The organism is Terriglobales bacterium, from assembly GCA_035651655.1.
Classification (GTDB): domain Bacteria; phylum Acidobacteriota; class Terriglobia; order Terriglobales; family Acidobacteriaceae; genus DASRFG01.
Genome location: DASRFG010000025.1, coordinates 1 through 25,302, shown reverse-complemented (window position 1 = coordinate 25,302; position 25,302 = coordinate 1). Strand labels below are relative to the sequence as shown.

General features: G+C 57.7%; 22 protein-coding genes. 14 read left to right on the top strand and 8 right to left on the bottom strand.

What is annotated here, in order from left to right; translation table 11 throughout:
• The first annotated feature begins 85 nt into the window (after positions 1-85).
• From ndhC to VFA76_12135, 13 genes are all read left to right on the top strand, one after another.
• A complete protein-coding gene (gene ndhC, locus VFA76_12195; protein ID HZR32598.1) occupies positions 86-475 on the top strand; it encodes an NADH-quinone oxidoreductase subunit A in 390 nt (129 codons plus the stop codon).
• 3 nt (positions 476-478) lie between these two features.
• On the top strand, positions 479-976 hold the full coding sequence (locus tag VFA76_12190; protein HZR32597.1) for an NADH-quinone oxidoreductase subunit C: 498 nt from the start codon (positions 479-481) through the stop codon (positions 974-976).
• 2 nt (positions 977-978) lie between these two features.
• Entirely contained in the window at positions 979-2,184 is a 1,206-nt protein-coding gene (gene nuoD, locus VFA76_12185) for an NADH dehydrogenase (quinone) subunit D (protein HZR32596.1), read from the top strand.
• 85 nt (positions 2,185-2,269) lie between these two features.
• Entirely contained in the window at positions 2,270-2,668 is a 399-nt protein-coding gene (locus VFA76_12180) for a four helix bundle protein (GenBank protein ID HZR32595.1), read from the top strand.
• Entirely contained in the window at positions 2,665-3,141 is a 477-nt protein-coding gene (locus VFA76_12175; GenBank protein HZR32594.1) for an NAD(P)H-dependent oxidoreductase subunit E, read from the top strand. Before VFA76_12180 ends, VFA76_12175 begins: the two co-directional genes overlap by 4 nt.
• Before the next feature lie 61 nt (positions 3,142-3,202).
• Positions 3,203-4,510, top strand: coding sequence for an NADH-quinone oxidoreductase subunit NuoF (gene nuoF, locus VFA76_12170; GenBank protein HZR32593.1), 1,308 nt, complete (start codon positions 3,203-3,205; stop codon positions 4,508-4,510).
• A 78-nt stretch (positions 4,511-4,588) separates the two neighbouring features.
• A complete protein-coding gene (gene nuoG / locus VFA76_12165) occupies positions 4,589-6,955 on the top strand; it encodes an NADH-quinone oxidoreductase subunit NuoG (GenBank protein HZR32592.1) in 2,367 nt (788 codons plus the stop codon).
• Positions 6,956-6,967: 12 nt separating this feature from the next.
• Positions 6,968-8,005, top strand: a complete 1,038-nt coding sequence (nuoH, locus tag VFA76_12160; protein HZR32591.1) for an NADH-quinone oxidoreductase subunit NuoH — start codon at positions 6,968-6,970, stop codon at positions 8,003-8,005.
• Positions 8,006-8,065: 60 nt separating this feature from the next.
• Complete coding sequence (locus VFA76_12155) at positions 8,066-8,638, top strand: NADH-quinone oxidoreductase subunit J (protein ID HZR32590.1); 573 nt, start codon at positions 8,066-8,068, stop codon at positions 8,636-8,638.
• Positions 8,638-8,940 (top strand): NADH-quinone oxidoreductase subunit NuoK, encoded by a 303-nt coding sequence (nuoK, locus tag VFA76_12150; protein ID HZR32589.1) that lies wholly within the window; start codon positions 8,638-8,640, stop codon positions 8,938-8,940. The genes VFA76_12155 and nuoK overlap by 1 nt, the downstream gene beginning before the upstream one ends.
• The gene (gene nuoL / locus VFA76_12145) at positions 8,937-10,961 is read left to right on the top strand and encodes an NADH-quinone oxidoreductase subunit L (protein HZR32588.1); all 2,025 of its coding nucleotides are present in this window, start codon (positions 8,937-8,939) and stop codon (positions 10,959-10,961) included. The genes nuoK and nuoL overlap by 4 nt, the downstream gene beginning before the upstream one ends.
• Complete coding sequence (locus tag VFA76_12140) at positions 10,958-12,472, top strand: NADH-quinone oxidoreductase subunit M (GenBank protein HZR32587.1); 1,515 nt, start codon at positions 10,958-10,960, stop codon at positions 12,470-12,472. The genes nuoL and VFA76_12140 overlap by 4 nt, the downstream gene beginning before the upstream one ends.
• Positions 12,472-13,929 (top strand): NADH-quinone oxidoreductase subunit N, encoded by a 1,458-nt coding sequence (locus tag VFA76_12135; protein ID HZR32586.1) that lies wholly within the window; start codon positions 12,472-12,474, stop codon positions 13,927-13,929. The genes VFA76_12140 and VFA76_12135 overlap by 1 nt, the downstream gene beginning before the upstream one ends.
• Positions 13,930-14,176: 247 nt before the next feature.
• Here VFA76_12135 and VFA76_12130 read toward each other — a convergent pair whose 3' ends face one another.
• Entirely contained in the window at positions 14,177-14,887 is a 711-nt protein-coding gene (locus VFA76_12130) for a hypothetical protein (GenBank protein HZR32585.1), read from the bottom strand.
• Positions 14,884-15,798, bottom strand: coding sequence for an ABC transporter ATP-binding protein (locus VFA76_12125; GenBank protein ID HZR32584.1), 915 nt, complete (start codon positions 15,796-15,798; stop codon positions 14,884-14,886). Before VFA76_12125 ends, VFA76_12130 begins: the two co-directional genes overlap by 4 nt.
• 181 nt (positions 15,799-15,979) lie before the next feature.
• Between VFA76_12125 and VFA76_12120 the strand changes: the two genes are divergently transcribed.
• Complete coding sequence (locus VFA76_12120) at positions 15,980-19,240, top strand: hypothetical protein (protein HZR32583.1); 3,261 nt, start codon at positions 15,980-15,982, stop codon at positions 19,238-19,240.
• Positions 19,241-19,253: 13 nt separating this feature from the next.
• Here VFA76_12120 and VFA76_12115 read toward each other — a convergent pair whose 3' ends face one another.
• The 6 genes from VFA76_12115 to VFA76_12090 form a co-directional block, all read right to left on the bottom strand.
• Entirely contained in the window at positions 19,254-20,288 is a 1,035-nt protein-coding gene (locus VFA76_12115; GenBank protein ID HZR32582.1) for a LacI family DNA-binding transcriptional regulator, read from the bottom strand.
• 80 nt (positions 20,289-20,368) lie between these two features.
• Positions 20,369-21,175 (bottom strand): prephenate dehydratase, encoded by an 807-nt coding sequence (pheA, locus tag VFA76_12110; GenBank protein ID HZR32581.1) that lies wholly within the window; start codon positions 21,173-21,175, stop codon positions 20,369-20,371.
• A complete protein-coding gene (gene aroF / locus VFA76_12105; protein ID HZR32580.1) occupies positions 21,172-22,212 on the bottom strand; it encodes a 3-deoxy-7-phosphoheptulonate synthase in 1,041 nt (346 codons plus the stop codon). The genes pheA and aroF overlap by 4 nt, the downstream gene beginning before the upstream one ends.
• 228 nt (positions 22,213-22,440) lie before the next feature.
• The gene (gene ilvC / locus VFA76_12100) at positions 22,441-23,481 is read right to left on the bottom strand and encodes a ketol-acid reductoisomerase (GenBank protein HZR32579.1); all 1,041 of its coding nucleotides are present in this window, start codon (positions 23,479-23,481) and stop codon (positions 22,441-22,443) included.
• Positions 23,482-23,587: 106 nt separating this feature from the next.
• Positions 23,588-24,145 (bottom strand): acetolactate synthase small subunit, encoded by a 558-nt coding sequence (ilvN, locus tag VFA76_12095; protein ID HZR32578.1) that lies wholly within the window; start codon positions 24,143-24,145, stop codon positions 23,588-23,590.
• A 4-nt stretch (positions 24,146-24,149) separates the two neighbouring features.
• Positions 24,150-25,302 (bottom strand): thiamine pyrophosphate-dependent enzyme (locus VFA76_12090; protein HZR32577.1); only part of this gene is annotated, 1,153 nt, incomplete at its 5' end.

Genomic DNA, 25,302 nt, shown 5'->3' with positions numbered 1-25,302 from the left:
TTGGTGCGCTTGACACTAGCGAGTACGAAAACCTAATCTAGATTGTTTACTCTCTTATTTGCCGCAGATTATATATAGCCAGCCCATGCCGGACAATTACTTCGCTCGCTACCTGCCGTTACTGATTCACTTCCTGGTCGCCTTTGGGCTGGCGACTGTAATCGTCATTTTGTCGTCAATCATGGGCCAACACCGGCCCAGCCGGGTCAAATTCCAGGCCTATGAGTGCGGAATGACGCCCATAGGCAACGCTCGCGAACGCTTCTCGGTGAAGTTCTACCTGGTGGCCATGCTTTTCATTCTCTTCGACGTAGAGGCGGTGTTTCTTTACCCCTGGGCCATCCTGCTGCAGGAGCTAAAGATGTTCGGATTTTGGGAGATGCTGGTTTATATCGGCATCGTGCTGGTGGGCTTCTTCTATGTATGGAAGAAAGGCGTGCTGGACTGGAACAAACCGCATCGGGGAGAGATCTAGCCCATGCCCCTGGTCCCCGCGATCAACGATGTGGACAAACTAGCCGACCGCCCCGTGCTGGCGCTGCTATTGGCCACCAACCGCGCAGCAGTGTCAGCGGCAAAGTTTGACCGCAATGAGCTGACCATCTGGGTGGAGCGGGGCTTTATCCGCGAGGCCTGTGCCATTCTGCGGGACGATAAGACCCTGCAATTCACCTTTCTTAGTGATTTGACCTGTGTGGATTGGTATCCCTCGGAGCCGCGGTTTGAGGTTGTGTATGAGCTGCTTTCGATCCCACGCAAAGAGCGGGTGCGGCTTAAGGTTCGGCTGCCGGGGTCCGATCCCAGCGTGGAGTCGCTGACTTCAGTGTGGCCCTCGGCAAACTTTTTTGAACGTGAAGTCTTTGATTTGTTCGGAGTCCGCTTTCAAGGCCATCCTTATTTGCGCCGCATTTTGATGCCGGAAGACTGGGAGGGGTATCCCATGCGCAAGGATTACCCAGTCGAGGGCTACCGGTAATCATGGCACACCTTTCCGCAACCCCGGTGATTGAGCGCGAGCAAGACCGCACCATGATCCTGAACATGGGACCGCAGCACCCATCCACTCACGGAGTGCTGCGCCTGGTGCTGGAAATTGATGGCGAGACGGTGGTGCGGATCATGCCGGACATTGGATACCTGCACACCGGGATCGAGAAAACCTGCGAGGCGAAGTTTTATCAACAGGTGGTGCCGCTGACGGATCGCATTGACTACCTCTGCCCAATGACCAACAACCTGTGCTACGTGCTGGCAGTGGAGAAGCTGCTGGGGATGGAGATCCCGCCGCGAGCGCAGTGGATCCGGGTGATGCTGAATGAGTTGACGCGCATCAACTCGCACTTGGTGTGGTTGGGAACGCATGCGCTGGATATCGGCGCGATGTCGGTGTTTCTGTATTGCTTCCGAGAGCGGGAGGATGTGCTACGGCTGTTCGAAATGGTCAGCGGGCAGCGCATGATGACCTCTTATTTCCGCGTGGGTGGCCTGGCACTGGAACCGCCGCTGGGATTCTTTGAGAGGGTAAGGAAGTTCGTGGACCGCTTCCCCGACCGAGTGGACGAGTACGAGGACCTGCTGACCAGCAATCCGATTTGGATGGAGCGGACAAAGGGTGTGGGGTACATCTCGCCGGAGGATGCGCTGGCCCTGGGTGCGACCGGACCGACGCTGCGGGCGGCAGGGATTGATTTTGATTTACGGCGCGACATGCCGTACTCCGGTTACGGAAATTTTCAATTCGATGTACCCGTCTCGACCGACAGTGACGTGTTTGCGCGATATATGCTGCGCGTGCACGAGATGCGCGAGTCCACCAACATGGTGCTGCAGGCGCTAGCGGGCGTGCCGGAAGGGCCGATCAAAGCGGAGGCACCCAAGGTTGTCCTCCCGGACCGAGAGGCCATGAAGACGCAGATGGAAGCCCTGATCTACCACTTCAAGATCATTACGGAAGGATTCGCGGTGCCGGCGGGAGAGGTGTACCAGGCAGTGGAATCACCGCGAGGAGAAATGGGCTACTACGTGGTAAGCGACGGGACAGCGAAACCTTATCGGGTGCACATGCGCGCGCCGTCGTTCGCAAATTTGCAGGCGTTGCCCAAAATGTGCGAAGGCCGACTAATTGCGGATGTGGTGGCGGCAATTGGGAGCATAGATATTGTGCTGGGAGAAATAGACAGATAATCGGGCAATTGCGGAATTGGGTAATCGGGAAATTGGAAAGCGCGTTGTCACTGACGGGTGGGCGAATTGAGTGCAATATGGCGACATGCAAAGCAAACCGGAAGAATTGCGGAACCGCACGAAGGCCTTTGCTTTACGGGTCATCAGATTGTTTCGGGCACTACCTCGCAGCGGGGAGGCGCAGGTGCTAGGAAAGCAAATTTTGAGAAGCGGTACATCCGTCGCTGCGAATTATCGTGCCGCCTGTCGCGCCAGGTCGCGGGTTGAGTTTGCGGCTCGAATTGGAATCGTGGTTGAGGAAGCTGATGAAACAGTGCTGTGGCTGGAATTGCTTGCTCAGAGTGGCATGCTCCGGACAGAGCGGATTGGGCCATTACTGAAAGAGGCGCAGGAGTTGACGGCAATTTTCACTACTGCATACAAAACGGCACGCAGTCCGCAGAGCTCAATTACGCAATTACCCGATTCGCCGATTACGCAATGAGGTTCTCTGAACAGTTCGAGCAACGGTTTACGGAGATGCTGACGCATTATCCGACTAAGCGGTCGGTGCTCGTGCCCACCTTGCTCTATGTCCAGGACGAGATCGGATATCTGAGTGACGAAGCCATACACGAGATCGCGCAGCGCCTTGATTTGAGCGATCTGGAAGTGCGCAACGTGATCAGCTATTACTCGATGCTGACCACGGAGCCACGAGGAAAGTACAACGTGCAGGTGTGCCGAAACATCAGCTGCATGTTGCGCGGCGCGGACGACATTATTGAACACGTTGAGAAGAAGCTGGGCATAGGCCATAAGGAAAGAACGCGGGACGGGCTGTTTTCGTTTGAGCACGTGGAGTGCATTGGGGCGTGTAGCTGGGCGCCAGCAATGCAGGTGAACTACGACTTCCACGAGAACCTGACAGCGGAGAAAGTGGATAGCGTGCTGGAAAAATACAGGCAATCGGGTTAGCGGTCGGATTGCCCGGCGGGTCCATTGAGCGATTACAAATTGCGCAATTAGCAATTCACGAATGCCAGACCTGGTTTCACATCCCGACGAGGTAAAGATCATATCGCGGCGTTTTGGTAAAGGCGCCGCAAACCTTGATCGCTATCTCGAGCTCGACGGCTACAAGGCTGTCCAGAAGGCGCTGGAGATCGGCCCGGACGCGATCATTAATGAGGTCAAGGCGTCGAACCTGCGGGGCCGGGGCGGCGCCGGATTTCCGACGGGGATGAAGTGGTCTTTTGTGCCCAAGCAATCTGCCAAACCCAAGTACATCTTGTGCAACGGGGATGAGAGCGAGCCGGGGACGTGCAAGGACCGACTCATTCTGGAGCACGATCCCCACGCGGTAATTGAGGGAGTGGTAATCGCCGGCCTGGCAGTGGGATCGCAAACGGGATACATCTACATCCGGGGCGAGTACCGCTACCTGCTAGAGATCATGCAGAAGGCACTGGCCGATGCGTATGCTCGCGGATTTTTGGGCAAGAACATTTTCGGCAGCGGACGCCAGTTTGATGTTTATTGGCATGGCGGAGCGGGCGCCTACGAGGTTGGCGAAGAATCGGCGCTGATGGAATCGCTGGAGGGAAAGCGCGGTATTCCACGCATTCGGCCTCCCTTCCCTGCCGTGGTCGGGCTGTGGGGCGGCCCCACGGTCATTAATAATGTGGAGACGCTGGCCAGCGTGCCGCACATCATGCTGGGCGGCGGCCAATGGTACGCGGGTCTGGGCACGCCCAAAAACGGTGGCACTCGATTGTTCTGCCTGAGCGGCCACGTGGAGCGGCCGGGGGTTTACGAGCTCCCGATGGGCTACAACCTCAAAAAAATGATCTATGAGGTCGGTGGCGGGATGGGGAATGGGCGGAAGCTCAAGGCGTGCACGCCGGGCGGGTCATCCACTCCGGTGCTGACCGCAGACGAGTGCGATGTGGGCATGGACTTTGACCAGATGATGAAAGCGGGATCCATGCTGGGCTCGGGCGGAGTGGTGGCGCTGGACGACACTACCTGCATGGTGAAGTATGCGCTGCGGATCATGAAGTTTTATCAGCACGAAAGCTGTGGCTGGTGCATTCCTTGCCGTGAAGGCACGGACTGGCTGGACAAGACGTTGACGCGGCTGCACTCCGGGAGTGGGCTCAAGCGAGATATTGATAATGTGCTGTACCTCTCCGAGAACATGCTGGGGAGAACATTTTGCCCGTTGGGTGACGCGGCGGCAATGCCGACGATCTCTATTGTGAAGAAGTTTCGCAAAGAATTTGAGGAGCACCTGGAAGGCCGGCAGTGCCCGTACCAGGCCGAACCGGCGATGGCAATCGGGTAATTGCAGATCGCGTAATCGCGGAATCGGGTAATCAGTAGCTTCCACAATTGCGCAATTCCCCGATTACACAATTTTCTTATGGCTGACGTAACCATCACGGTGGATGGTAAGAAGGTCACGGCGCCTGCGGGTACGCTGCTGATCGAGGCCTGCAAGAGTGTGGGCATCGAGGTGCCGTCATTCTGTTACTACCCCGGATTGTCTTTGCAGGGCGCCTGCCGCATGTGCCTGGTGAAAATCGAGAAGATGCCGAAGTTGCAGACCGCATGCACCACGGCGATTACCGATGGCATGGTGGTCAGCACCGAGATTGAAGAGGTAAAGCAGGCGCGCAAGTCCATGCTAGAGATGCTGCTGGCGAACCACCCGCTGGATTGCCCGGTTTGCGATGCGGGCGGTGAGTGCGAACTGCAGGACATGACGTTTGCCTATGGGGCCGCAAACTCAAAATTCATCGAGATCAAGAACCACAAAGACGAGCAGCAGTGGTCGCCGGTCGTGTTCTTTGACCGGCCACGCTGCATCTTGTGCTATCGCTGTGTGCGGGTGTGCGGCGAGGGCATGGACGTTTGGGCGCTCGGGGTGCAGAACCGGGGCGTAGTTTCGGTGATCGCGCCTAATAAAGAAGACCACTTGGAGTGCGAAGAGTGCGGCATGTGCATAGATATCTGCCCCGTCGGTGCGCTCACATCCGGTGCGTATCGGTACAAGACGCGCCCCTGGGAGATGAAGCACGTGGGTACGATCTGCACGCACTGCGGCGATGGATGCAAGACCACACTGGGTGTGCGGCGGGCATCGACCGGAATGGAAATCGTGCGCGGCGACAATCGGGACAAGGGCGGTATCAATGGCGACTTCCTGTGCATTAAGGGGCGTTACGCGTTTGATTTCGCCGAGCACAAGGACCGCATCACGCAGCCGCTGATCCGCAAAAATGGCGAATTGGAGCCGGCGACCTTTGAGGAAGCTTACGAGCTGATCGCGCAGCGGCTGAAAGAGATTCGCGCGCGCGACGGCGGGCAGGCGATTGGCGTGGTGGGTTCGACTCGCACCACCAATGAAGAGAATTATCTGTTGCAGAAGTTTGCGCGGGTAGTGCTTGGTACTAACAATATTGATCACCATCGCACCACAGACTTCCCAGGATTTGTGAGTGCGCTCGCGGGAAAGAAAGAGACCACCGCGAGCATGCGCGAGGTGTTCAATGCGCCGGCCATTTTGTTGGTTGGCAATAAGCCGACCGACCAACATCCGCTTTTGGCGTGGCAGATACGTAACAACGTGCGGTTACACCGGGCGCGGCTGTACGTGATGAACTCGTATCCAATTAAATTGCGGCGACAGGCGACAAGCTTCACGCTGTTGCCGCCGGGAGCGGAGGGGAGAGCTGCAGAGTTTCTGGCGGGAGATGACGGCGCGGCGGATGCGATTGTAAGCGGGGAAACAACGCGCGACGCTTTGGTCGCGCTGCGCGACAAGCTGCGTGGAGAGCAGAACCTGGTCATTATTTTCGGATCGGAGTTGCGCGGCGCTGATATCGCTGCACTGGTGCGGTTCGGGTCGGTGATTCCTGGCGCAAAGTTCATCTGTTTGGCGGACTACGCTAACTCGCGAGGCGCGGCGGACATGGGTCTCTATCCCGATCTGCTGCCGGGTTACATTCCGGTCGCGGCGGGGACGAAGTTTCATCAGGAATGGGGCGGCGAAGTGCCCAGCGCCCCGGGCCTAGATCTGGGCCAGATGGTGGAGGCCGCCAAACGAGACCGGCTCAAGGCGTTGTATGTAGTGGGAGCAAATCCGGTTGCCCGCTACAACATAGACCCGTTTGCATTAGAAAAGGTGTTTCTGGTGGTGCAGGACATGTTCCTGACGGAAACAGCGATGCTGGCGCAGGTGGTGCTGCCGGCGGCGAGCGGGTATGAGAAGTCGGGCACGTTTACCAACACTTGCGGCGATCTGCAGCTGGTGAAAAAAGCCGGCGACGTGACCGGCACCAAAAGCGACTTCGAAATGATCGTGAGGGTGGCGGAGCGGATGGGCTTTGATGCACATCGCCTGGTTCCGTTTGGGCGAGCCTTGCGAGCGGACCTGGGCCAGTCGCGCGGCGCGCAATCGGGCGAGTCCGACCGGCATTCAGTCTGGCTGGAGGCCCACGGGCTCGAGCCCAAAGTGAGCCCGCTGGATCCCACCGCCATGCTGGACGAAATCCAGCGCCTGGTGCCGGGATACGAGGTATCGCGTATGGGGGTAATGGCAGGCAACGACCAGCACACATTCATAGAAGAGAATGTTGCCGGGCCGCTGCCGTCGCATCCGGAATTGATCGTGCCTGCCGAAGATACGCTTTTCACCTCCGGTACTCTGGGCCGTTACTCGCGAACCCTCAATTCAGTGCTTGAAAGCCGACGAGAAGTTCCGGCCGACAAAGAAGTGGAAGTCTAACCAATGCCGGCGATGAACATTCAGACCTTTATCGTCGTGTCGGTGATCAAGACGGTGATCGCGGTGTTTTTGCTGCTCACGTCGGTGGCCTACACGGTCTGGCTGGAACGCAAGCTGGTCGGGCACATGCAGAACCGCTGGGGACCGACCCGGGTAGGCCCCTTTGGGCTGCTGCAGCCGTTGGCGGATGGAATCAAGTTCCTGCTCAAGGAAGACCTGACGCCGCCCAATGTTTACAAGCCACTTTATATCGGCGCCCCCATGCTCGCGCTGACACTGGCGCTGATGTCGGTGGCGGTGATCCCGATTGGTGGATGGATAACGGTGGGACACATTCAAACACCCTTGCAGATCACGGATGTGAACGTGGGATTGTTGGTGATTCTGGGAATCACATCCATCGGGGTGTATGGAGTGGCGCTGGCGGGGTGGTCATCGAACAGCAAGTATTCCCTGCTGGGCGGTCTGCGGGCTAGCGCGCAGATGGTGAGCTATGAAGTTTCGCTGGGCCTGGCGTTGGTGAGCGTGCTAATTCTTGCCGGGAGCCTGAGCCTGCGGGACATTGTTGACGCACAGGCGGGCACCTGGTGGGGATGGCTGCCAAAATGGTTTCTGTTCAAAGGCCAGTTTGTGGCCTTTTTTGTGTATCTCATGGCGGCGTTTGCAGAGACAAATCGCGTGCCCTTCGACCTGCCGGAAGCAGAAACCGAGCTCGTGGCCGGGTACCACACCGAGTACAGCTCGATGAAATTTGCCATGTTCTTTATGGCCGAATACGCAAATATGTTCACGGTGGCATGCCTGGCTTCTCTGCTGTTTCTGGGGGGGTGGCACGGGCCGCTGTTTGGACCGCCGCTGCTGCAACAGCTGTTGCCGGTATTCTGGTTTGGGCTACGCATATTCTTCTTCATCTTTCTGTACATCTGGATCCGCGGCACGCTGCCGCGCTTCCGCTATGACCAGCTGATGGCGTTTGGCTGGAAGTTCCTGTTGCCGGTTGCTATTGCCAATCTGATGATTACGGGTCTGGTGGTGGCACTCAGGTCGTAAACAACTGCGCCGGGTACACTGGCGCGCAACCAGCATTCGTAAAGGACGAACCACCGCATCATGCTGCACCTGGTTTTATTCTTCGTGTTTGCGGCCATCTGTGTTGGCGGGGCGATCAACCTGCTGGCACAGCGTCACCCGATCAACAGCGCGCTGTCGCTGATCGTGGTGATGGGCTCGCTCGCGGTGGAATATCTGCTGCTGGGGGCGGAGTTCGTGGCGGTGATCCAGGTGATCGTGTACGCCGGCGCGATCATGGTGCTGTTTGTGTTTGTCATCATGCTGCTGAATGCCGGCGTGGAGGAACAGACCAAAGGCAGCCGCGTGGCGTTAATTGTTGGTTTTCCTGGAATGCTGGCGGTGGCGCTGCTGCTGGTCTGGGTGCTGGCGCGGAGCGGCAACCCTCCAGTCCCGTTGGGCGCTGAATATGGCTCGGCGAAAGCAATTGGGTGGCTGCTGTTTCACGATTTCCTCTTGCCTTTCGAGGTGACGTCGGTGCTGATCCTGATTGCCATCATGGGAGCGGTGGTGCTGGCCTCGCCGATGCGGAGGCGTTTTCCCGAACCGGAGCCGGAAGCTCAGGAAACCGAACCGGTGGGCGTGGAGACCGCTAGCGCGGGGAGGCAAAGCTGATGGTGCCTCTTTCTTATTACCTGATCCTGAGCGCGATACTGTTCGCGTGCGGCGTGGCCGGATTTCTGGTTAAGCGCAACATCATTACGATTTTCATTTCGATTGAGTTAATGCTGAACGGGGTGAATCTGTCTTTTGTGGCATTCGCCGCGCACTGGCATCGGCTGAGCGGGCAGGTGTTTGTGTTCTTCGTGATGGTAGTGGCTGCGGCGGAAGCTGCCGTGGGCCTGGCGATCATCATTTCTATCTTCCGCACGCGCGAGACTTTAAATGTGGACGAAGTGAATCTGCTGAAACTATGAACGTTAACTTCCACTTGTGGTTGATTCCGCTGCTGCCGCTGGTTGGGGCAGGGATCAATGGGCTGCTGGGACGGCGTTTTTCCAGACCGCTGGTTGCTGCGGTCGGGCTGACGTTTGTGGCGGCGTCGGTGGCCACGGCGTGGTGGGTGGCGATCCAGTTCTGGGGACTGCCGCTGCAAGCGATCCCGCATAGCGAGCGGCTAGCGCCATGGATCATTTCGGGAAATTTCAGCGTGGATTTTGGTTTCTACCTGGACCAGCTGGCGCTGGTGATGGTGTTGATCGTCACCAACGTAGGATTTTTGATTCACATTTATTCGGTCGGATACATGTGGGAAGAGGGCGGGTTCTACCGCTACTTCGCCTATCTGAACCTGTTCATGTTCTTCATGCTCACGCTGGTGCTGGCCAGCAACTACCTGGTGATGTTTATCGGATGGGAGGGCGTGGGACTGGCTTCGTATCTACTCATCGGATTCTTTTTTACCCGGGACTCGGCGGCAGCCGCGGGGAAAAAAGCGTTCATTGTTAACCGCATCGGCGATTTCGGATTTCTGATTGGGCTGTTCCTGCTTATCCAGCATTTCGGTTCGCTCGACTACGACAAGGTCTTTCCGGCAGTTTCGAATATGGCGATTGAGACCGGTGGCATCGGGTTGTTGACCGCGATCGGTCTGCTGCTGCTGACGGGAGCGTGCGGCAAGTCAGCACAGATACCTCTTTATGTGTGGCTGCCGGATGCGATGGAGGGTCCTACGCCGGTCTCGTCGCTGATCCACGCGGCCACCATGGTGACCGCGGGCGTCTACATGGTGGCGCGCTCGCATGTGATCTTTGACCGCGCGCCCGGCGCGCTGATGGCGGTGGCGATCATCGGCACGATCACGGCGCTGTTTGCGGCGATGATTGGCACGGTGCAGACGGACATCAAGAAGGTGCTGGCATATTCCACAATTTCGCAGCTGGGATACATGTTCCTGGCATGCGGAGTGGCTGCTTATTCGGCGGGCATCTTCCACTTAATGACACACGCGTTCTTTAAGGGGCTGCTCTTCCTGGCGGCAGGCTCGGTGATTCACGCACTCGGCGGCGAGCAGGACATGCGCAACATGGGCGGGTTGCGAAAGGAAATTCCATGGACGTTCTGGACGATGACCGCCGGGACAATGGCGATCGCGGGCATTCCCTTCTTCAGCGGCTTCTTCAGCAAAGATCAGATCCTATGGAAGGCATGGTCGAGTCCGTACGGCAGCTTGGCATATTGGTTGGTGGGAATATTTACCGCGCTGCTGACATCCTTTTATATGTTTCGCCTGTGGTTCATGACGTTTTTTGGCGAATACCGCGGATCACTTGAGCACCATCACGAGCCCGCAGGCCAGGAGACGCACGCACATCAGGGGCATATCCACGAAAGCCCCAAGATCATGCTCGTGCCGATGACGATCCTGGCGGTGCTGTCTGTAGTGGGTGGATATGTGGGAGTTCCCGATGCACTGGACGGCCACAACCATTTCGACCGATTCTTATCCCCGGTTTTCAAAGTGAGCGCGGAAGCGATGCCGGCCGGGTTAAAACCTGGTGAACCGCCGCCCGTAGCCGCAGAGCAGAGAGCGCGGGAAGGAAATGTTGAGCTGGAACTCACTGGGGTTTCGGTGGGTGCGGCGTTTCTGGGACTGTTTCTCGCATGGCTGCTGTACTACCGCCGACGCGATTTGCCCGACCGAATCGCGGCCGGGCTGGGATGGTTCTACGGAGCGGTGCGCGACAAGTTCTATATAGACGAGCTGTATCAGGCGGTGATAGTCAGCCCCTTGATCAATGGTTCGGAACGCGTGCTGTGGAAGGGTGTTGATGTAGCGGGCATAGATGCGACTGCGGATGACAGCGCCTATGAGGCTCGCAGCCTCTCTGATCGGCTGCGACGGATGCAGTCCGGCAACTTGCGGTCATACGCGGGATGGGTGGCGCTGGGCGCTGCGCTGGCTGTGGCGTTCATGATTTGGAAGGGGACGCGATGAACGGCGCGAATTGGAACGATTCCATCCTCACCCTCGTGACGTTTATTCCGACTGCGGGCGCGCTGCTGCTACTGGTATTTCCGAGGCGCGCGCGGGACATCCGGTGGTTCGCTCTCTTCGTTTCTCTGATCACCTTCATTCTTTCACTGCACCTGCCGACCTATTTTAGCCACGCGCGGACGGGATTTCAGTACGAGATCAACCTGCAATGGATTTCGTCGCCGAACATTCATTATCACCTGGGGATTGACGGCATCTCCATGTGGCTGGTGGTACTGACGACCTTCCTCACGCCGCTTTGCGTGCTTATTTCGTGGAACTCAGTTAATGAGCGAGTGAAGGAGTTCTTCATCCTGCTGCTGGTGCTGGAGACGGCGCTGATTGGCGTGTTTGTCGCTCTAGACCTGTTCTTCTTTTATTTTTTCTGGGAGTTCACGCTGATTCCGATGGCATTACTGATCGGCATGTACGGCCACCAGCGGCGGGTATACGCGGCGGTAAAATTTTTCCTGTTCACCATGATCGGGTCTGCATTCATGCTGGCGGCCATAATCTGGCTGTATGCGAAGACCGGAAGCTTTGATTACCTGGTGGTGCAAGATGCGATACGCAGCGGCTCGGCGGGAATCAGCCCGGTGGCGCTGGGCTGGCTATTTCTGGGATTTTTTGTAGCCTTTGCAGTGAAGGTGCCAATCTTTCCGCTGCACACCTGGTTGCCCGACGCGCACTTTGAAGCGCCAACTGCCGGTTCGGTGTTGCTGGCCGGCGTGCTGCTGAAGATGGGGACGTATGGCCTGCTGCGGTTTAACGTCGGGCTCTTCCCCGAGCAGTCGCGGCAAAACGCTCCCTGGGTGGTGACGCTGGCGATCATCGGGATTATCTATGGCGCGTTGGTGGCGATGGTGCAGCCCAACCTGAAGAAGTTGGTCGCTTACTCTTCCGTGAGCCATCTCGGGTTCGTGGTGCTAGGCATTTTCAGCTTTACGCAGATTGGCGTGGATGGCGCGGTGTACCAGATGCTGAGCCATGGAATTTCCACCGGAGCGTTGTTCATGCTGGTGGGAATTCTGTACGAGCGCCGACACACATTCGACATTGCGGAATTTGGCGGGCTGGCGACGCCGATGCCGATTTTTGCGGCGTTTTTCATGGTGATCATGCTTTCGTCACTCGGGCTGCCGCTGCTGAATGGATTTGTGGGGGAATTTCTGGTGCTGAGCGGTGCGTTCCAGGCTCGACACATCTATGGAATCCTGGCGGCAACGGGTGTGATCTGGAGCGCGGCTTATCTGCTTTGGATGTATCAGCGCGTGTTCTTCGGGAAGGTGCGAAATCCGGTGAACGAAACGCTGCCCGATCTGAGCGGCCGCGAGCGTGCGGCGCTGTGGCCGACTGCGTTGATGGCACTCACCATGGGCGTGGCGCCCATTGTATGGCTGGGTTCGATTGATCCGGCGGTACACACGGTGCTTGGACCCCTGGCGCAAACCGTGGCGCAGGCGGTGCGCTGATGCCAACCTGGATCGATTACGTTCGCATCCTGCCGGAACTTGTTCTGACGGTGTTCGGCATGATCATCATGCTGGCTGATCCGCTTCTGCCCGAAGAACGCCGGATGAAACCGCAGGGGATTATCGCCTTGATCGGCGCGCTGGCGGCGGTGGCGGCAAGTATCTACCAGATGCAGTACCCCGGGCCAGCGTTCTGGAACACGGTGCAGGTGGACAACTTCAGCATCTTCTTCCATTTGCTCGTCACCATTGCCGCAGTGCTGGTGATCATGGCGTCATTCGATTACCTCGAAGTACAAGAAATTCACGCCGGCGAGTATTTCGCGTTGATTTTGATGGGCACGGTAGGGATGGCGCTCATGTCCTCGGCGGTGGAGCTGTTGCTGATCTTCATCGCGCTGGAGATTTCTTCGATCTCTACCTATATTCTGGCGGGATTCCGCCGGCGGGACGCGGGCAGCGCGGAGTCGTCGCTGAAGTATTTTCTGCTGGGATCGTTTGCGACGGCGTTCTTCCTGTACGGAATCGCGCTGATGTTCGGGGCGACCGGATCCACTGATGTCCCGCAAATTGGAATGTCGCTGCGGACATCGGCGCCGCTGATGGCTTTTGTGGCGTATGGGTTGATGTTCGTAGGACTGGGATTCAAGATTGCCTCGGCCCCGTTCCATGTATGGACCCCGGACGTTTATGAAGGAGCGCCAGCGCCGGTGGTGGCGTTCATGTCCACTGCACCGAAGATGGCGGTGTTCGCAGTATTACTGCGGATCTTGTTTGAGACGTTGGGGCCAAGCCTCTACGTAAGCGGACGACCCGTGTGGTTCTGGTGGATCTGGGTATCGGCCGCGGTCTCGATGAGCCTGGGCAATTTGGGCGCGCTGGTGCAAAACAACATCAAGCGATTGCTGGCTTATTCTGCAATTGCGCACGCCGGGTACCTGCTGATGGCATTTGCAGCGGCGCCAGAAACCGGCATTTCTGCCGCGATGTTTTATACCGCGGCGTACACGGTGATGAATCTGGGCGCGTTTGTGGTGGTCAGCCATTTCGCCAATGCGGGCGAACGTTATGTGACGCTGGATGACTACACGGGGCTAGGCCGACGTTCTCCGGCGCTGGCGGCGACGCTGACCGTATTTCTGATTTCGCTGATTGGAATTCCTGCAACGGCGGGCTTCTTTGCCAAATTCTATGTGTTCAGCGCGGCGCTGAAGGCGAATCTAGTCGCGCTGACATTGATTGCGGTGCTGAACAGCGCGATTGGCGCTTATTACTATCTGCGGGTGATTGTGGTGATGTACATGCGTGATCCACGGCAGGAAGTGCCGGTGCTCAGGATTCCCATGGGAGTGGCGGCGACGCTGACGCTTAGCGTGCTGGCGACAATCTATCTGGGGATCCTGCCGGGACGGGTGATTGAATACGCGAGCCGGTCGGCGCAGGACATCTTGCGGTAATCCAAAATCCGGGGATTCTGTTTCTAACCACAGAGGCCACAGAGGCACACGGAGAAATACCTCTGGATTTTTATTACTCACGGCGAGAATCCTCATCACAAAGGGGCGAAGGGGAACGAAGGGATTCGAAGGCCAGTGGCCGGGGAGTCTGTTTCTAACCACAGAGGCCACAGAGGCACACGGAGGAATACCTCTGGAATCTTTACTACTCCACGGTGAGCAAATGGGGCACCTTCCGCAATTCCGATTATTCCACGGCTACTGCGACATCTTTCCAATGAAAGAGTGATGAAGCCGCGAGCCACATAAGCACGGCTTCAACGAATCCCAGGATCACGGGGGCCCATCCCAGCGATGGGGGGCTTTCGAAAGAAAATCTCATGAACGTGTCCATGAGCGGATAAACCGGAATTGCGTAGCCCCATCCGCGACCGAGCACCTGCGCCACAATCCCAGGAGTACCGAGAAAAACCAACGTAGCCGCAGTAGCGAAGAGAGGATTCAGGAACACGGAAAAGAAAACTGCCACGGAGGCGCCCAACAAAGAAGAAGCCAGCAATGCGGCCATGAGGAGCCACAGCTGGCGGGGAGGAAATCCAAATTGTCCCAACACCCAAGACCCGGTGAGTCCCATGGCGAAGCAATACAAAGTACTGGCAAAGGCGACGCCGGAGAGTAGTCCTGCGATGTATTGGCGGCGGGTGACCGCCTTGGAAAGCACGGCGAGAATGCGACGCGATTTGCGCTCATTGTGAATGGCGGACGCGCCGAAAAAAACGCTGAACGCGATGCCGTAGATGGCGAGCTGTTTGAACAGAAGGACTACGTCATCACGAGAATTGCGGATATCGAGAGAAGCGCCGAGAGCGGCGAGACCGAGAACCCAAAGCAATAAAACCAGGATGGGCCAGCGCTGCTCGCGCACGAAGTTAGAGGCGATGAGATAAACCGGCTTCATTCGCGTGCTCCGACCGCCGCTTCCGCCGTAACTTCCAGAAAAAGATCTTCCAGCGAACGCTTCAGCGGATTCACGCTGACGATTTCCCCACCCATGGCCCAGACGCGTTCCACAGCTTGCCGCTGAGCGGAGGCAAGAACGGTGAAGGCCACCACACCGTTGTTGGTGACGGCATCGGGAAAGAGGTTAGGGGCGATGTTGCGGGCGACGATCTCTGCCTTGTCACGTGACTGCAACAGGTCCGCAGTCTTGCCGAGCCTCGCCAGCCGACCGCGGTGCAGTACCGCGACCCGATCGCAAACCAACTCTACCTCCGAGAGAAGGTGCGAGCTGAGGAAGACGGTTTTTCCGGCGGCCTTGGCTTGCAGCAATATTTCCCGCACCACGACGCGCGCAATGGGATCGAGCGCGGAGGTAGGCTCGTCAAGGATGAGCAGTTCCGGGTTGTTGACCAGTGCCTGCGCCAGTCCCACGCGCTGCAGCATGCCGCGGGAGAATTTGCCTACGTTGCGGCCAGCGTCAGAGCTGAGATTTACGGCCTGCAAGGCTTCACGGGTGCTCTCGCCCAGGATGTCTCCACCCATTCCATTCAGCCCGCCGTAGAATTTAATCAGGCGAGATGCCGGACGGTGATAGAGAGCGACATTTTCCGCGAGGAAACCTATGCGGCGGCGAGTTTCAGCGTCGCCGAAGGGACGACCGAGCATCTGACCGCTTCCGCTGGTGGGGCGCATAAAGCCCATGGCGAGGTGGATGGCTGTGGTCTTCCCTGCTCCGTTCGGCCCAAGAAAGCCAAAAATCTCGCCCTGCTCGACTTGCAAGGAAAAGTGATCGAGCGCCCGAACCGGGTTGCGGTGCAGGAACCCGCTATATTCCTTGGTGATGTTTTCAAATTGGAGGGCGGCGGGCATCTCAAGGTATTTTAGCGATGCAGCGGCGTCTTAGATAACGTGACCGAAGTTTTGCGCGCGGGCACATGTCAGGGGCGCTAGCCTGGCCATGGCATCTGAGAGGGCGCCATTGATTTTTCGCTTTCGCCATCGGCATGCTGTGGAATACCATACACGGCTATCCCTACGGAGATATTTACATATGAAACCCACTATCCGCGCCATCGTCTACTTCTTAGCTTGTTCACTGGTTTTATGCGCATCGCTCATTTCCGCTCCAGCCCAGCAGCAAGGCGAAAAATCGGGTGAGCGATCGGGTGAAAAGGCGGCGGAAAAACAGGCCCAGAAACCGCAGGACGAGAAGAACAAGGAAAAAGAAGAAGAGACCCACGGATTGCGCTATCGCCAGGTGGGGCCATTTCGCGGCGGGAGGTCGCTGACAGCGACCGGAGTCCCTGGTGATCCGAATGTCTATTATTTCGGCGGAACAGGGGGGGGAGTGTGGAAATCAACTGATGGCGCCAACAGCTGGAAGCCTGTTTTCGACAAGGAGGGCAGCTCGGCAATCGGCAGCCTCGCGGTTGCGTACTTCGATCCCAATATCGTGTATGTGGGGACGGGCGAGGGATGCATTCGCGGCAATGCTGCGCAGGGCGACGGAGTTTACAAGTCAGTAGATGCGGGCAAGACTTGGACGAACATCGGGCTGCGTGACACGCGGGCCATCGGAAAACTAATCGTGGATCCGCGGAACCCGAATATTGTGTTTGTCGCGGCGCTCGGTCATCCGTTCGGCCCTAACCTGGAGCGCGGGATTTTTCGCACGACTGATGGCGGGAAGACGTGGGAGAAGGTTCTCTACAAGGACGAAAACACGGGCGGAATTGATGTTGCGTTCGACCCCGGCAACCCGCACATTATTTTTGCCGCACTGTGGCAGGTGAGGCGTATGCCCTGGGGCCTGAACAGTGGTGGCCCAGGGAGCGGCCTGTATCGCTCGACTGATGGCGGCACGACCTGGAAACGATTGAGCGGCAATGGTCTGCCTGACGGACCTTACGGGCGCATCGGTGTGGTGGTGGGGGCCAACTCCGATCGTGTTTATTCCTTGATTGAAGCCAAAGAGGGCGGACTCTACCGATCGGACGATGGCGGCGATAAATGGGAACTGGTGAATCCCGACCACCGGCTGACGCAGCGCGCGTGGTATTACATGCACCTCACGCCTGATCCGAAGGATCCGAATGGATTGTGGATCATGAACGTGGATTTTTTCCATTCCACGGATGGCGGACACACATTCAATAAAGTTAAGGTGCCGCATGGCGACAATCACGGTTTGTGGATTGATCCAACGAATTCCAAACGCATGATCGCCACCAACGATGGCGGAGCCACAGTGAGCGTGGACGGCGGCAAAAGCTGGACGACGCAGAACAACCAGCCCACGGCGCAGTTCTATCACGTGATTACGGACAACCGGTTCCCCTATTACATCTACGGCGCTCAGCAAGATAACACAACGGTTGGAATCGCCAGCCGGGATGATTTTGGCCCAATTGGACGGCAGGATTGGTATCCGGTGGGTGGAGGTGAGTCCGGCTACATCGCGCCTTACCCGCCTGATCCGAACATTGTTTATGCGGGCGAGTACCAAGGGCAACTCACGCGATTCGATAAGCGCACGGCAGAAATAAAAGAGATTTCTATAGTGCCGCAACTGACGGATGCCAACGGGGCTGCCAAGCTGGAGCATCGGTTCCAGTGGACGGCGCCCCTGATCATTTCTCCACATGATGCGAATGTGGTTTATCACGCCGGCGAACGGGTTTTTAAGACCTCAGATGGTGGCATGCACTGGGAGGCCATCAGCCCCGATTTGACGCGCAATGACAAGTCGAAGCAGATTGCGTCAGGCGGAATCGAGATAGACGACTCGGGAACTGAATACTACGACACGGTTTTTGCGCTGGCTGAATCGCCGCTGCAGAAGGGGCTGATGTGGGCAGGAACGGATGATGGACTGGTACAAATAACGAGCGATGGAGGGAAAAGCTGGAAGAACGTCACTCCCAAAGATACGCCGGAATGGAGCCGGGTCAGCCTGATCGAAGCATCGCCGCATGAGGCGGGCAAGGCTTACGTTGCGGTGGACCGGCACCAGAATGACGATTTGCGGCCCTACATATACAAGACCAGCGACTTCGGCAAGACCTGGTCGAAGATCACAGTTGGCATTCCTGACAACGTTTTTGTGCGAGCGGTGCGGGAGGATCCGAAGAAGAAGGGGCTGCTCTTTGCTGGAACGGAAAACGGAGTGTTCGTTTCCTATGACGATGGCGCGCGTTGGAGTTCGCTGCGGTTGAATCTTCCTAATACCCCGGTGCATGACCTGGTAATTCACGGGGACGATCTCGTGTTGGCAACGCACGGACGGTCGTTCTGGCTGCTTGACGATATTGGCCCGCTGCGGCAGTACAGCGACACCGTGGCAAATGAAGACGTGCACCTGTACGCTCCGACCAACGCAGTGCGTTGGCGTGCTCCGCATGGGTGGGCAGTAAAGGGAGTAACCGCGGGTGAAAATCCTCCACCGGGTGCAGCGATTTACTTCAACTTGAAGGCGGTGCCAAAGCAGACCACTCTGGAGATACTGGACGCGAGCGGCGGTTTGGTAAAGAAGGTCACACAGAGTGATCTGGAACAGCCGGACGAGCCACTCGATCCGGAGGACGAAAAACCGAAAAAACAATTGGATTTGAAGCCGGGAATGAACCGCTACGTTTGGGACCTGCGGTATCAGGATGTGCCGCGGCTGCCGAACTATTATCTATATGAATATCAGGATGGCACCAGGGGAGCCATGGCATTGCCGGGGAAATACCAGGTACGGCTGACAGCGGATGGCAAAAGTTATACCGCGCCACTGGAACTGACCATGGATCCGCGGGCACGCGTGTCTATGGCGGATTTGCAGAAGCAGTTCACCCTGGTGCGGCAGATCCAAGCGCAACTGGCACGGGTCTACGACACGGTGAAGCAAGAATGGGACCTGCGCGCACAAACCCACGATTTGCAAACTCGGCTCGCAAACAGTGATGGAGGAGCAAAGCTGGTCCTGGCCGCGAGCAAGCAACTCGATAGCAAGATGGCCGGTGTGGAAGATGCGCTAGTGCAGATGAAGATTTCCGCTAATGAAGATTCGCTGCGTTATCCGCCAGCGCTGGACGCGAGACTGGCATACCTGGCCAATTCTGTGGGCGGCGATAACGATTCTGCGCCAACTGCCGCCGCCTATGCCGAGTGGGAAAGTCTTAAAAAGCAATCGGAGGAGCAACTGGGGGCGTGGTCGAATATTCTCTCCACCGATCTGGCCAACTTCGAAAAGGTAATGGAGCAGCAGAACATGAAAGCGCTCTTCGTGCAGCGAAGCGGGGAGAGCGCCAGCGGCGGAGGAAAATAGCCGGAGATCCGACTTAGGATCTTTGCGGCGGTGGCCCTACTGATTCGCGGTTCGCCAGGACCGCCTTCATTACAATGTGCTGAGAGGGCCGGGCCCTGCCATTCAAGCGCTCAAAGAGCAGGGATGCGGCCTGAGCGCCCATGTCGTAGCCGGGCTGAGCGACGGTGGTCAATGCAGGATTGGTAAAAGCGGCGATCTCCAGATCGTCAAAGCCCACCAGGGACAAATCCTGCGGGCATCGCAATTCGAGCAGGCGCAGTGCCGAGAGAACGCCGAGAGCGATCAGGTCATTGGCGGCAAAGATCGCGGTGGGGGGACGAGGAGACTGCAATAAAAGAAGCGCTTTCTGGTATCCACTCTGCCGATCAAACTCACCTTCCATGATGTAAGTTGCCTTTGGAGTCAAACCGGCTTCTCGCAATGCGATTTTGAAACCCTTCAAGCGCTCGCGGGCATTCAGAACGTGCAGCGGTCCAGTGATGGTGGCTAAGAGACTATGCCCGGCATCAATCAACACGCGGGTAGCCTCATAAGCTCCGTGCACGTTGTCCACGGTGATAGTGTCGCCTTGCCAGTTCGGCGCACGGCGGTCAACACAGATCACGGGCGTTCCTGTAGAGCGGCTTCCCTGCTCTATTTTGGCCAGTTGGCTGTCAGCCGAGGGGATCACGATCAGACCAGCCATACGGTAGGCGCGCAACTCATCGAAGTACACGCGCTCTTTGGCGGCATCGTTATCGGTGTTGCAAAGCATGAGGCGATAGGATTTTTGGTAAGCCACATCTTCAATGCCGCGGACGACCTGCGGAAAAAAGGGATTGGAAATGTCAGGGATAATGACGCCGATGATGGTGGTTTGGTTGCGGCGCAGACCGCGCGCGAGCAGGCTGGGTTGATACCCCAGGCGATCAATGGCCTTTTGTACGCGGCGACGGACGGCCTCACGAACGCCTGCTGTGTTATTAATGACATGCGACACGGTACCCACAGAAACACGGGCACCGGCAGCGATCTGGCGCATGGTAACTTTCTTCGCGTCGCGTCGCATCGTTCCTTTTTTAGAGCACAACAGTATACGGCGCGTGGCCGGGTGTGAGTTTATCTATTCGGAAATTGTTTATCGGCGGGTCAGCCGGCAGGGTAAATGCCCAGGACTTTGATCCACTCCGCTACTTCGGCTAAATGGCGCAAGGCGTTTTGAGAGACAGCGTCGTCACCACGCAGAAAATCCACGTAGAAAACGTATTCCCAGGGCCGCCCACGGACGGGACGGGACTCTATCTTTGACAAGCTTATCTCGCGAAGCGCAAAGACACTGAGGGCCTTGAACAGCGCGCCGGGAACATTTTTTAGCGAAAAAGCGATGGAAGTTTTATTCGCTTTGGGAAGAATCTGCCGGCGTCTGGAGACAAGAAAGAAGCGGGTGAAATTGCGGCGGTCGTCTTCCAGACCGGATTGCACGATATGAGCGCCGTATTCGGCTGCAGCCTGGCGTGGGGCGATCGCCGCGGCATCGCGGAGATTATGAGCCATGATGTGCTTCACGCTGCCCGCAGTGTCATAGAAAGGTTCTGGGCGGATTTTCTTATGACGCTTGAAGAAGTCGCGGCACTGGTCCAAGGCCACCGGGTGGGAAAACACTCTACAAATGTTATGTAGCTTCACACCGGGAGCGGCGATCAGGTGGTGGCTGATCCGCAGTCTAAATTCGCGGCCAACGAAGACGTTGTAAGCGAGCAGGAGATCGAAATGTTCGTTAACCGATCCGGCCAACGAATTTTCGATGGGGATGACTGCCGCAGCCACGCTGCGGTTCTTAAGGCGCGCGAAGACTTCTATGGAGCGAGCGCAGGGCACAACCGAACATCTGGGAACCATGCGTAGAGCGGCCTCGTGACTGAAGCAACCAGGCTCGCCCTGGATGGCAATCTTCATTGGCCGACAGCATGCCTGAGGGCCGGCGATTTAGCTGCTTCCGGCAGGGGACCACTCAGCGCCTGCATCAAGGCAGCAAAGCCTGTGAAATCGAGCGACTGAGGCCCGTCGGAGAGGGCGCGCTCCGGACAAGGATGAACTTCGATGATCAGGCCATCCGCGCCAAGAGCGATGGCCGCGCGGCAGAGGGGTGCGATCAAGCTGCGACGGCCAGTACCGTGAGAAGGATCGGCGAGCACAGGTAGGTGAGAGAGCTCGCGCGCCAGGGCAATAGCGGCCAAGTCCAGCGTATTCCGGGTTTCAGTTTCGAAGGTCTTGATGCCACGTTCGCAGAGGACTACCTGCGAGTTACCGCCGGCCAGCAAATACTCGGCTGCAAGCAGCCATTCTTTTACCGTGGCCGAAGGACCGCGCTTGAGCAGCACCGGCTTATTGATTTTCGAAAGGCGGCGCAGCAGGTTGAAGTTCTGCATGTTACGCGCGCCCACCTGGAGCATGTCCGCATGGTCGCAGATCACGTCCACGTCCTCGGTCCCCATCACCTCGGTGACCACCGGCAGGCCGGTCTCTTCCCGGGCCTCGGAGAGAATCTGCAACGCTTCTTCACCCAGACCCTGGAAATCGTAAGGCGAGGTGCGTGGCTTGTAAGCACCACCGCGCAACATGACGGCTCCGGCCTGCTTTACTGCGCGGGCAGTGGAAAGCATCTGCTCGCGCGATTCTACTGAGCAGGGGCCGGCGATGACCACTACTTCCCCGTCCCCAATACGGACGCCTCCTACATCAACGACGGTGCGGCGTGGACGGCCCTGGAAACTTACCAGCTTGAAGGGTTGAGCGATGGCGACGACGGCTTCTACGCCGGCGGCTGCCTGCAGGGCCTCCAGTTCGTGGCGGCGGCCACCACTGCCGACACAGGCGACGATGGTGCGCTCGGCACCACGGGTGACGATGGCCTGAAACCCAGCCTCCTGGACGCGGTCAATGATGTGCTGGATTTCCTGTTCGGAAGCGCCTTCTCTCATGTTAACGATCATGGAAAACTCCTTAAATCGAGTTCGCGGACAAGAGTGTCCGCGCTACAAAAAACAAAAGCCGCGATCTTGAGGATCGCGGCTGCTCAGTGAACTTTGGGGCGACTACGTTCTTGCCCGCGCACGGTTCGCCAGCGCCGCTTCCTCACGCCAGAAGCGGAAAAATTGGGCGCCGAAACTAAATCGAACCGCGTACATGGGGAAGCACTATATCCGGGTTGGAGTGGGCTGTCAATCGGCAGCCGCCACAGGCACGGCTTTCGAGGACTGTTTCACTTTCACCGGCTGCAAAAATGGCATCAGGCTGCGTAACTGTTCGCCGACTCTTTCCAGGAGTTGCTCCTGTTCTCTGGCGCGCTGGGCGTCGAACCACGGGCGCCCGGCTTCGTTCTCGCCAATCCACTGGCGCGCGTAGGTGCCATCCTGGATCTCTTTGAGCATCTTGCGCATAGTCTGCCGAGTCTGCTCGGTGACGATCTTGGGGCCGCCAGTGTAATCACCGTGCTCGGCGGTATCGCTGACCGAGTAACGCATGTAGTTGAGGCCGCCACGATAAATGAGATCAACGATCAGCTTGAGCTCGTGCAGGCACTCGAAATAGGCGATCTCCGGCTGGTAGCCAGCCTCGACCAGGGTTTCAAATCCCGCTTTGATGAGGGCGCTGACACCGCCGCAAAGGACGGCTTGCTCGCCGAACAGATCGGTTTCAGTCTCTTCGGAAAATGTGGTTTCGATCACTCCAGCGCGGGTGGCGCCGAGTGCCTTAGCGTAGGAAAGCGCTTGCTGGCGGGCGTGGCCGGTGGCGTCCTGATGGATGGCGAGGAGCGCGGGGGTTCCGCCCCCCTCGACGAAGACCTCGCGGACACGGTGCCCCGGAGCTTTGGGTGCAATCATAGTGACGTCAATATCCGAAGGGCAGGAGATTGTGCCGTAACGGATATTGAAGCCGTGGGCAAACATCAGCGTCTTGCCGGCTTTCAAGTGCGGCTTGATGTGGGCTTCATAAAGCTGCGGCTGGGTGGTGTCAGGGACGAGAATCATGATGACGTCGCCCCACTTGGCGGCGTCTGCAACCGAGGTAACGGTCAGGCCGGCGGCTTGCGCCTTAGACCGCGATTTGCTGCCCTCATGCAAACCGACGCGCACCTCGACCCCGCTGTCTTTCAGGTTGAGAGCGTGAGCGTGACCCTGCGATCCGTAGCCGATGATGGCGACCTTCTTTTTGCGAATAGGAGCCAGATCGGCTGCGTCGTCATGATAAATCTTTGCCATAAGAGTTCCTTTCGATACCGCAGCGGCTAAAGCCGCTTTTATTCTGCCGTTGGATTGACACGACTAAGTCGTGCCCTGATACAAAAACCGTGCCCCGTTCGACATCTCAGACGGAGAAGGAAATCGAGCCGGGAACGGGCTCGTCTTCTTCGCCAGTTTCTGCACCCGCAGCGGCGGCGGCTGCGGATTTCGCACCCCGGCGGATGGCCACGCGTCCGGTGCGCGTCATCTCCAAAATTCCGAACGGCCGCAACACTTCGAGCAGGCCGTCAATCTTGTCTTCGGTGCCGGTAATCTCAATCCCCAGAGAGTCGGGCGAAACATCCACCACTTTGGCGCGAAACACGCGTACCAGTTCCATGATGTGCGAGCGCTGTGCATGATCGGCGGTGACACGAATCATCGCCAACTCGCGATATACGGCGGGGGTAGCGGTCACGTCTTCAATCAGCAGGACATTGATCAGCTTATAGAGATGAGCTTCCAGGCGGAGCGCGCCGTGCTCGTCGGTGTCAACAACAATGGTCATGCGCGACACGCCTGGCTTCTCGGTGCGGCCGACCGTCAGAGAATCAATGTTGAAGGCGCGGCGGCGGAATAACGAGGCCACGCGCGCCAGCACTCCGGGTTTGTCTTCGACATGAACTACGAATGTATGCAACATAAATTTAAGCGTCTTCCGCGGTTTCGACGAGCACGCCGGGACGGCGGATCATCTGGTGCAGGTCCGCGCCCGCGGCGACCATGGGATAAACCGTATCCTCCTGCTCGACCTTGAAATTAATCAACACCGGGCCGTCATGGTCGCGAGCGGAATTGATGCTGGGTACGACCTCGGAACGCGAAGTCACGGTCAAAGCGCGGATTCCGAAAGCTTCAGCCAACTTGGCGAAGTCAGGATTCAGCAGCGGCGTGGACTGATAGTTGCGCCCGTAAAAGAATTCCTGCCACTGGCGAACCATGCCAAGAAAACCATTGTTAATGATGGCAATGTTCACTTTGAGCTTTTCCTGAACAATGGTCGCAAGTTCGGACATGGTCATCTGAAAGCCGCCATCGCCGACAACAACCCAGACTTCAGCTTCGGGACGCGCGACTTTGGCGCCGATAGCTGCGGGTAGAGCGAACCCCATCGTGCCAAGACCGCCGGAGGTGATGAGCGAACGCGGGCTCTCATGGTGGTAGTACTGCGCCTCCCACATCTGGTGCTGGCCGACGTCGGTCACAACCAGCGCCTTGCCTTCGGTAGCACGCCAGAGATCGTTGATCACGTGGGCGGCGTAGAGATGGCCATTGTCGGGCAGGTTCTGAATGTCGCGGACGGCGGAATCGCCCTTCAACTTGCGAAGGTACTGCAGCCATTGTTTGTGTTGGCAAGGCTCCAATTCCTCGAGCAACTCGCGCACGACGGCGCGCACATCGCCGACCAGCGCCACGTCAACTTTCACGTTCTTGTTGATCTCGGCGGGATCAATATCAACGTGGATCTTCTTGGCTTGCGGAGCGTAGGTTTTCAGATTGCCGGTGACGCGATCGTCGAAACGCATGCCGAGCGCGATGAGGAGATCGGCTTCCTGGATCATGGTGTTGACCCAGGCTTCGCCATGCATGCCCATCATGCCCAGGTTCAGCACGTGCGAAGAAGGGAAGTGACCGAGACCCAGCAGCGTCATAGCCACCGGAATCGAAGCCTTCTCCGCCAGAGCTTGCACCTCGTGCTCCGCGCCTGATACGGCAATTCCGTGGCCCGCGAGAATGAGCGGCCGCTTCGAAGCGTGAATTAGCTCTAGCGCCTTTGTGAAAGCTTCCTTCGCTGGTGAA

What these genes read in the sequence shown, in the direction of transcription:
- VFA76_12175 (HZR32594.1), top strand. Translation starts at nt 2,665, where the DNA reads ATGAGGTTCTCTGAACAGTTCGAGCAACGGTTTACGGAGATGCTGACG.
- VFA76_12120 (HZR32583.1), top strand. Translation starts at nt 15,980, where the DNA reads ATGAAACCCACTATCCGCGCCATCGTCTACTTCTTAGCTTGTTCACTG.
- VFA76_12140 (HZR32587.1), top strand. Translation starts at nt 10,958, where the DNA reads ATGAACGGCGCGAATTGGAACGATTCCATCCTCACCCTCGTGACGTTT.
- VFA76_12125 (HZR32584.1), bottom strand. Translation starts at nt 15,798, where the DNA reads ATGCCCGCCGCCCTCCAATTTGAAAACATCACCAAGGAATATAGCGGG.
- VFA76_12190 (HZR32597.1), top strand. Translation starts at nt 479, where the DNA reads ATGCCCCTGGTCCCCGCGATCAACGATGTGGACAAACTAGCCGACCGC.
- nuoD (HZR32596.1), top strand. Translation starts at nt 979, where the DNA reads ATGGCACACCTTTCCGCAACCCCGGTGATTGAGCGCGAGCAAGACCGC.
- ilvC (HZR32579.1), bottom strand. Translation starts at nt 23,481, where the DNA reads ATGGCAAAGATTTATCATGACGACGCAGCCGATCTGGCTCCTATTCGC.
- nuoK (HZR32589.1), top strand. Translation starts at nt 8,638, where the DNA reads ATGGTGCCTCTTTCTTATTACCTGATCCTGAGCGCGATACTGTTCGCG.
- VFA76_12135 (HZR32586.1), top strand. Translation starts at nt 12,472, where the DNA reads ATGCCAACCTGGATCGATTACGTTCGCATCCTGCCGGAACTTGTTCTG.
- nuoL (HZR32588.1), top strand. Translation starts at nt 8,937, where the DNA reads ATGAACGTTAACTTCCACTTGTGGTTGATTCCGCTGCTGCCGCTGGTT.
- ilvN (HZR32578.1), bottom strand. Translation starts at nt 24,145, where the DNA reads ATGTTGCATACATTCGTAGTTCATGTCGAAGACAAACCCGGAGTGCTG.
- nuoH (HZR32591.1), top strand. Translation starts at nt 6,968, where the DNA reads ATGAACATTCAGACCTTTATCGTCGTGTCGGTGATCAAGACGGTGATC.
- VFA76_12130 (HZR32585.1), bottom strand. Translation starts at nt 14,887, where the DNA reads ATGAAGCCGGTTTATCTCATCGCCTCTAACTTCGTGCGCGAGCAGCGC.
- nuoG (HZR32592.1), top strand. Translation starts at nt 4,589, where the DNA reads ATGGCTGACGTAACCATCACGGTGGATGGTAAGAAGGTCACGGCGCCT.
- ndhC (HZR32598.1), top strand. Translation starts at nt 86, where the DNA reads ATGCCGGACAATTACTTCGCTCGCTACCTGCCGTTACTGATTCACTTC.
- pheA (HZR32581.1), bottom strand. Translation starts at nt 21,175, where the DNA reads ATGAAGATTGCCATCCAGGGCGAGCCTGGTTGCTTCAGTCACGAGGCC.
- aroF (HZR32580.1), bottom strand. Translation starts at nt 22,212, where the DNA reads ATGATCGTTAACATGAGAGAAGGCGCTTCCGAACAGGAAATCCAGCAC.
- VFA76_12180 (HZR32595.1), top strand. Translation starts at nt 2,270, where the DNA reads ATGCAAAGCAAACCGGAAGAATTGCGGAACCGCACGAAGGCCTTTGCT.
- VFA76_12115 (HZR32582.1), bottom strand. Translation starts at nt 20,288, where the DNA reads ATGCGACGCGACGCGAAGAAAGTTACCATGCGCCAGATCGCTGCCGGT.
- VFA76_12155 (HZR32590.1), top strand. Translation starts at nt 8,066, where the DNA reads ATGCTGCACCTGGTTTTATTCTTCGTGTTTGCGGCCATCTGTGTTGGC.
- nuoF (HZR32593.1), top strand. Translation starts at nt 3,203, where the DNA reads ATGCCAGACCTGGTTTCACATCCCGACGAGGTAAAGATCATATCGCGG.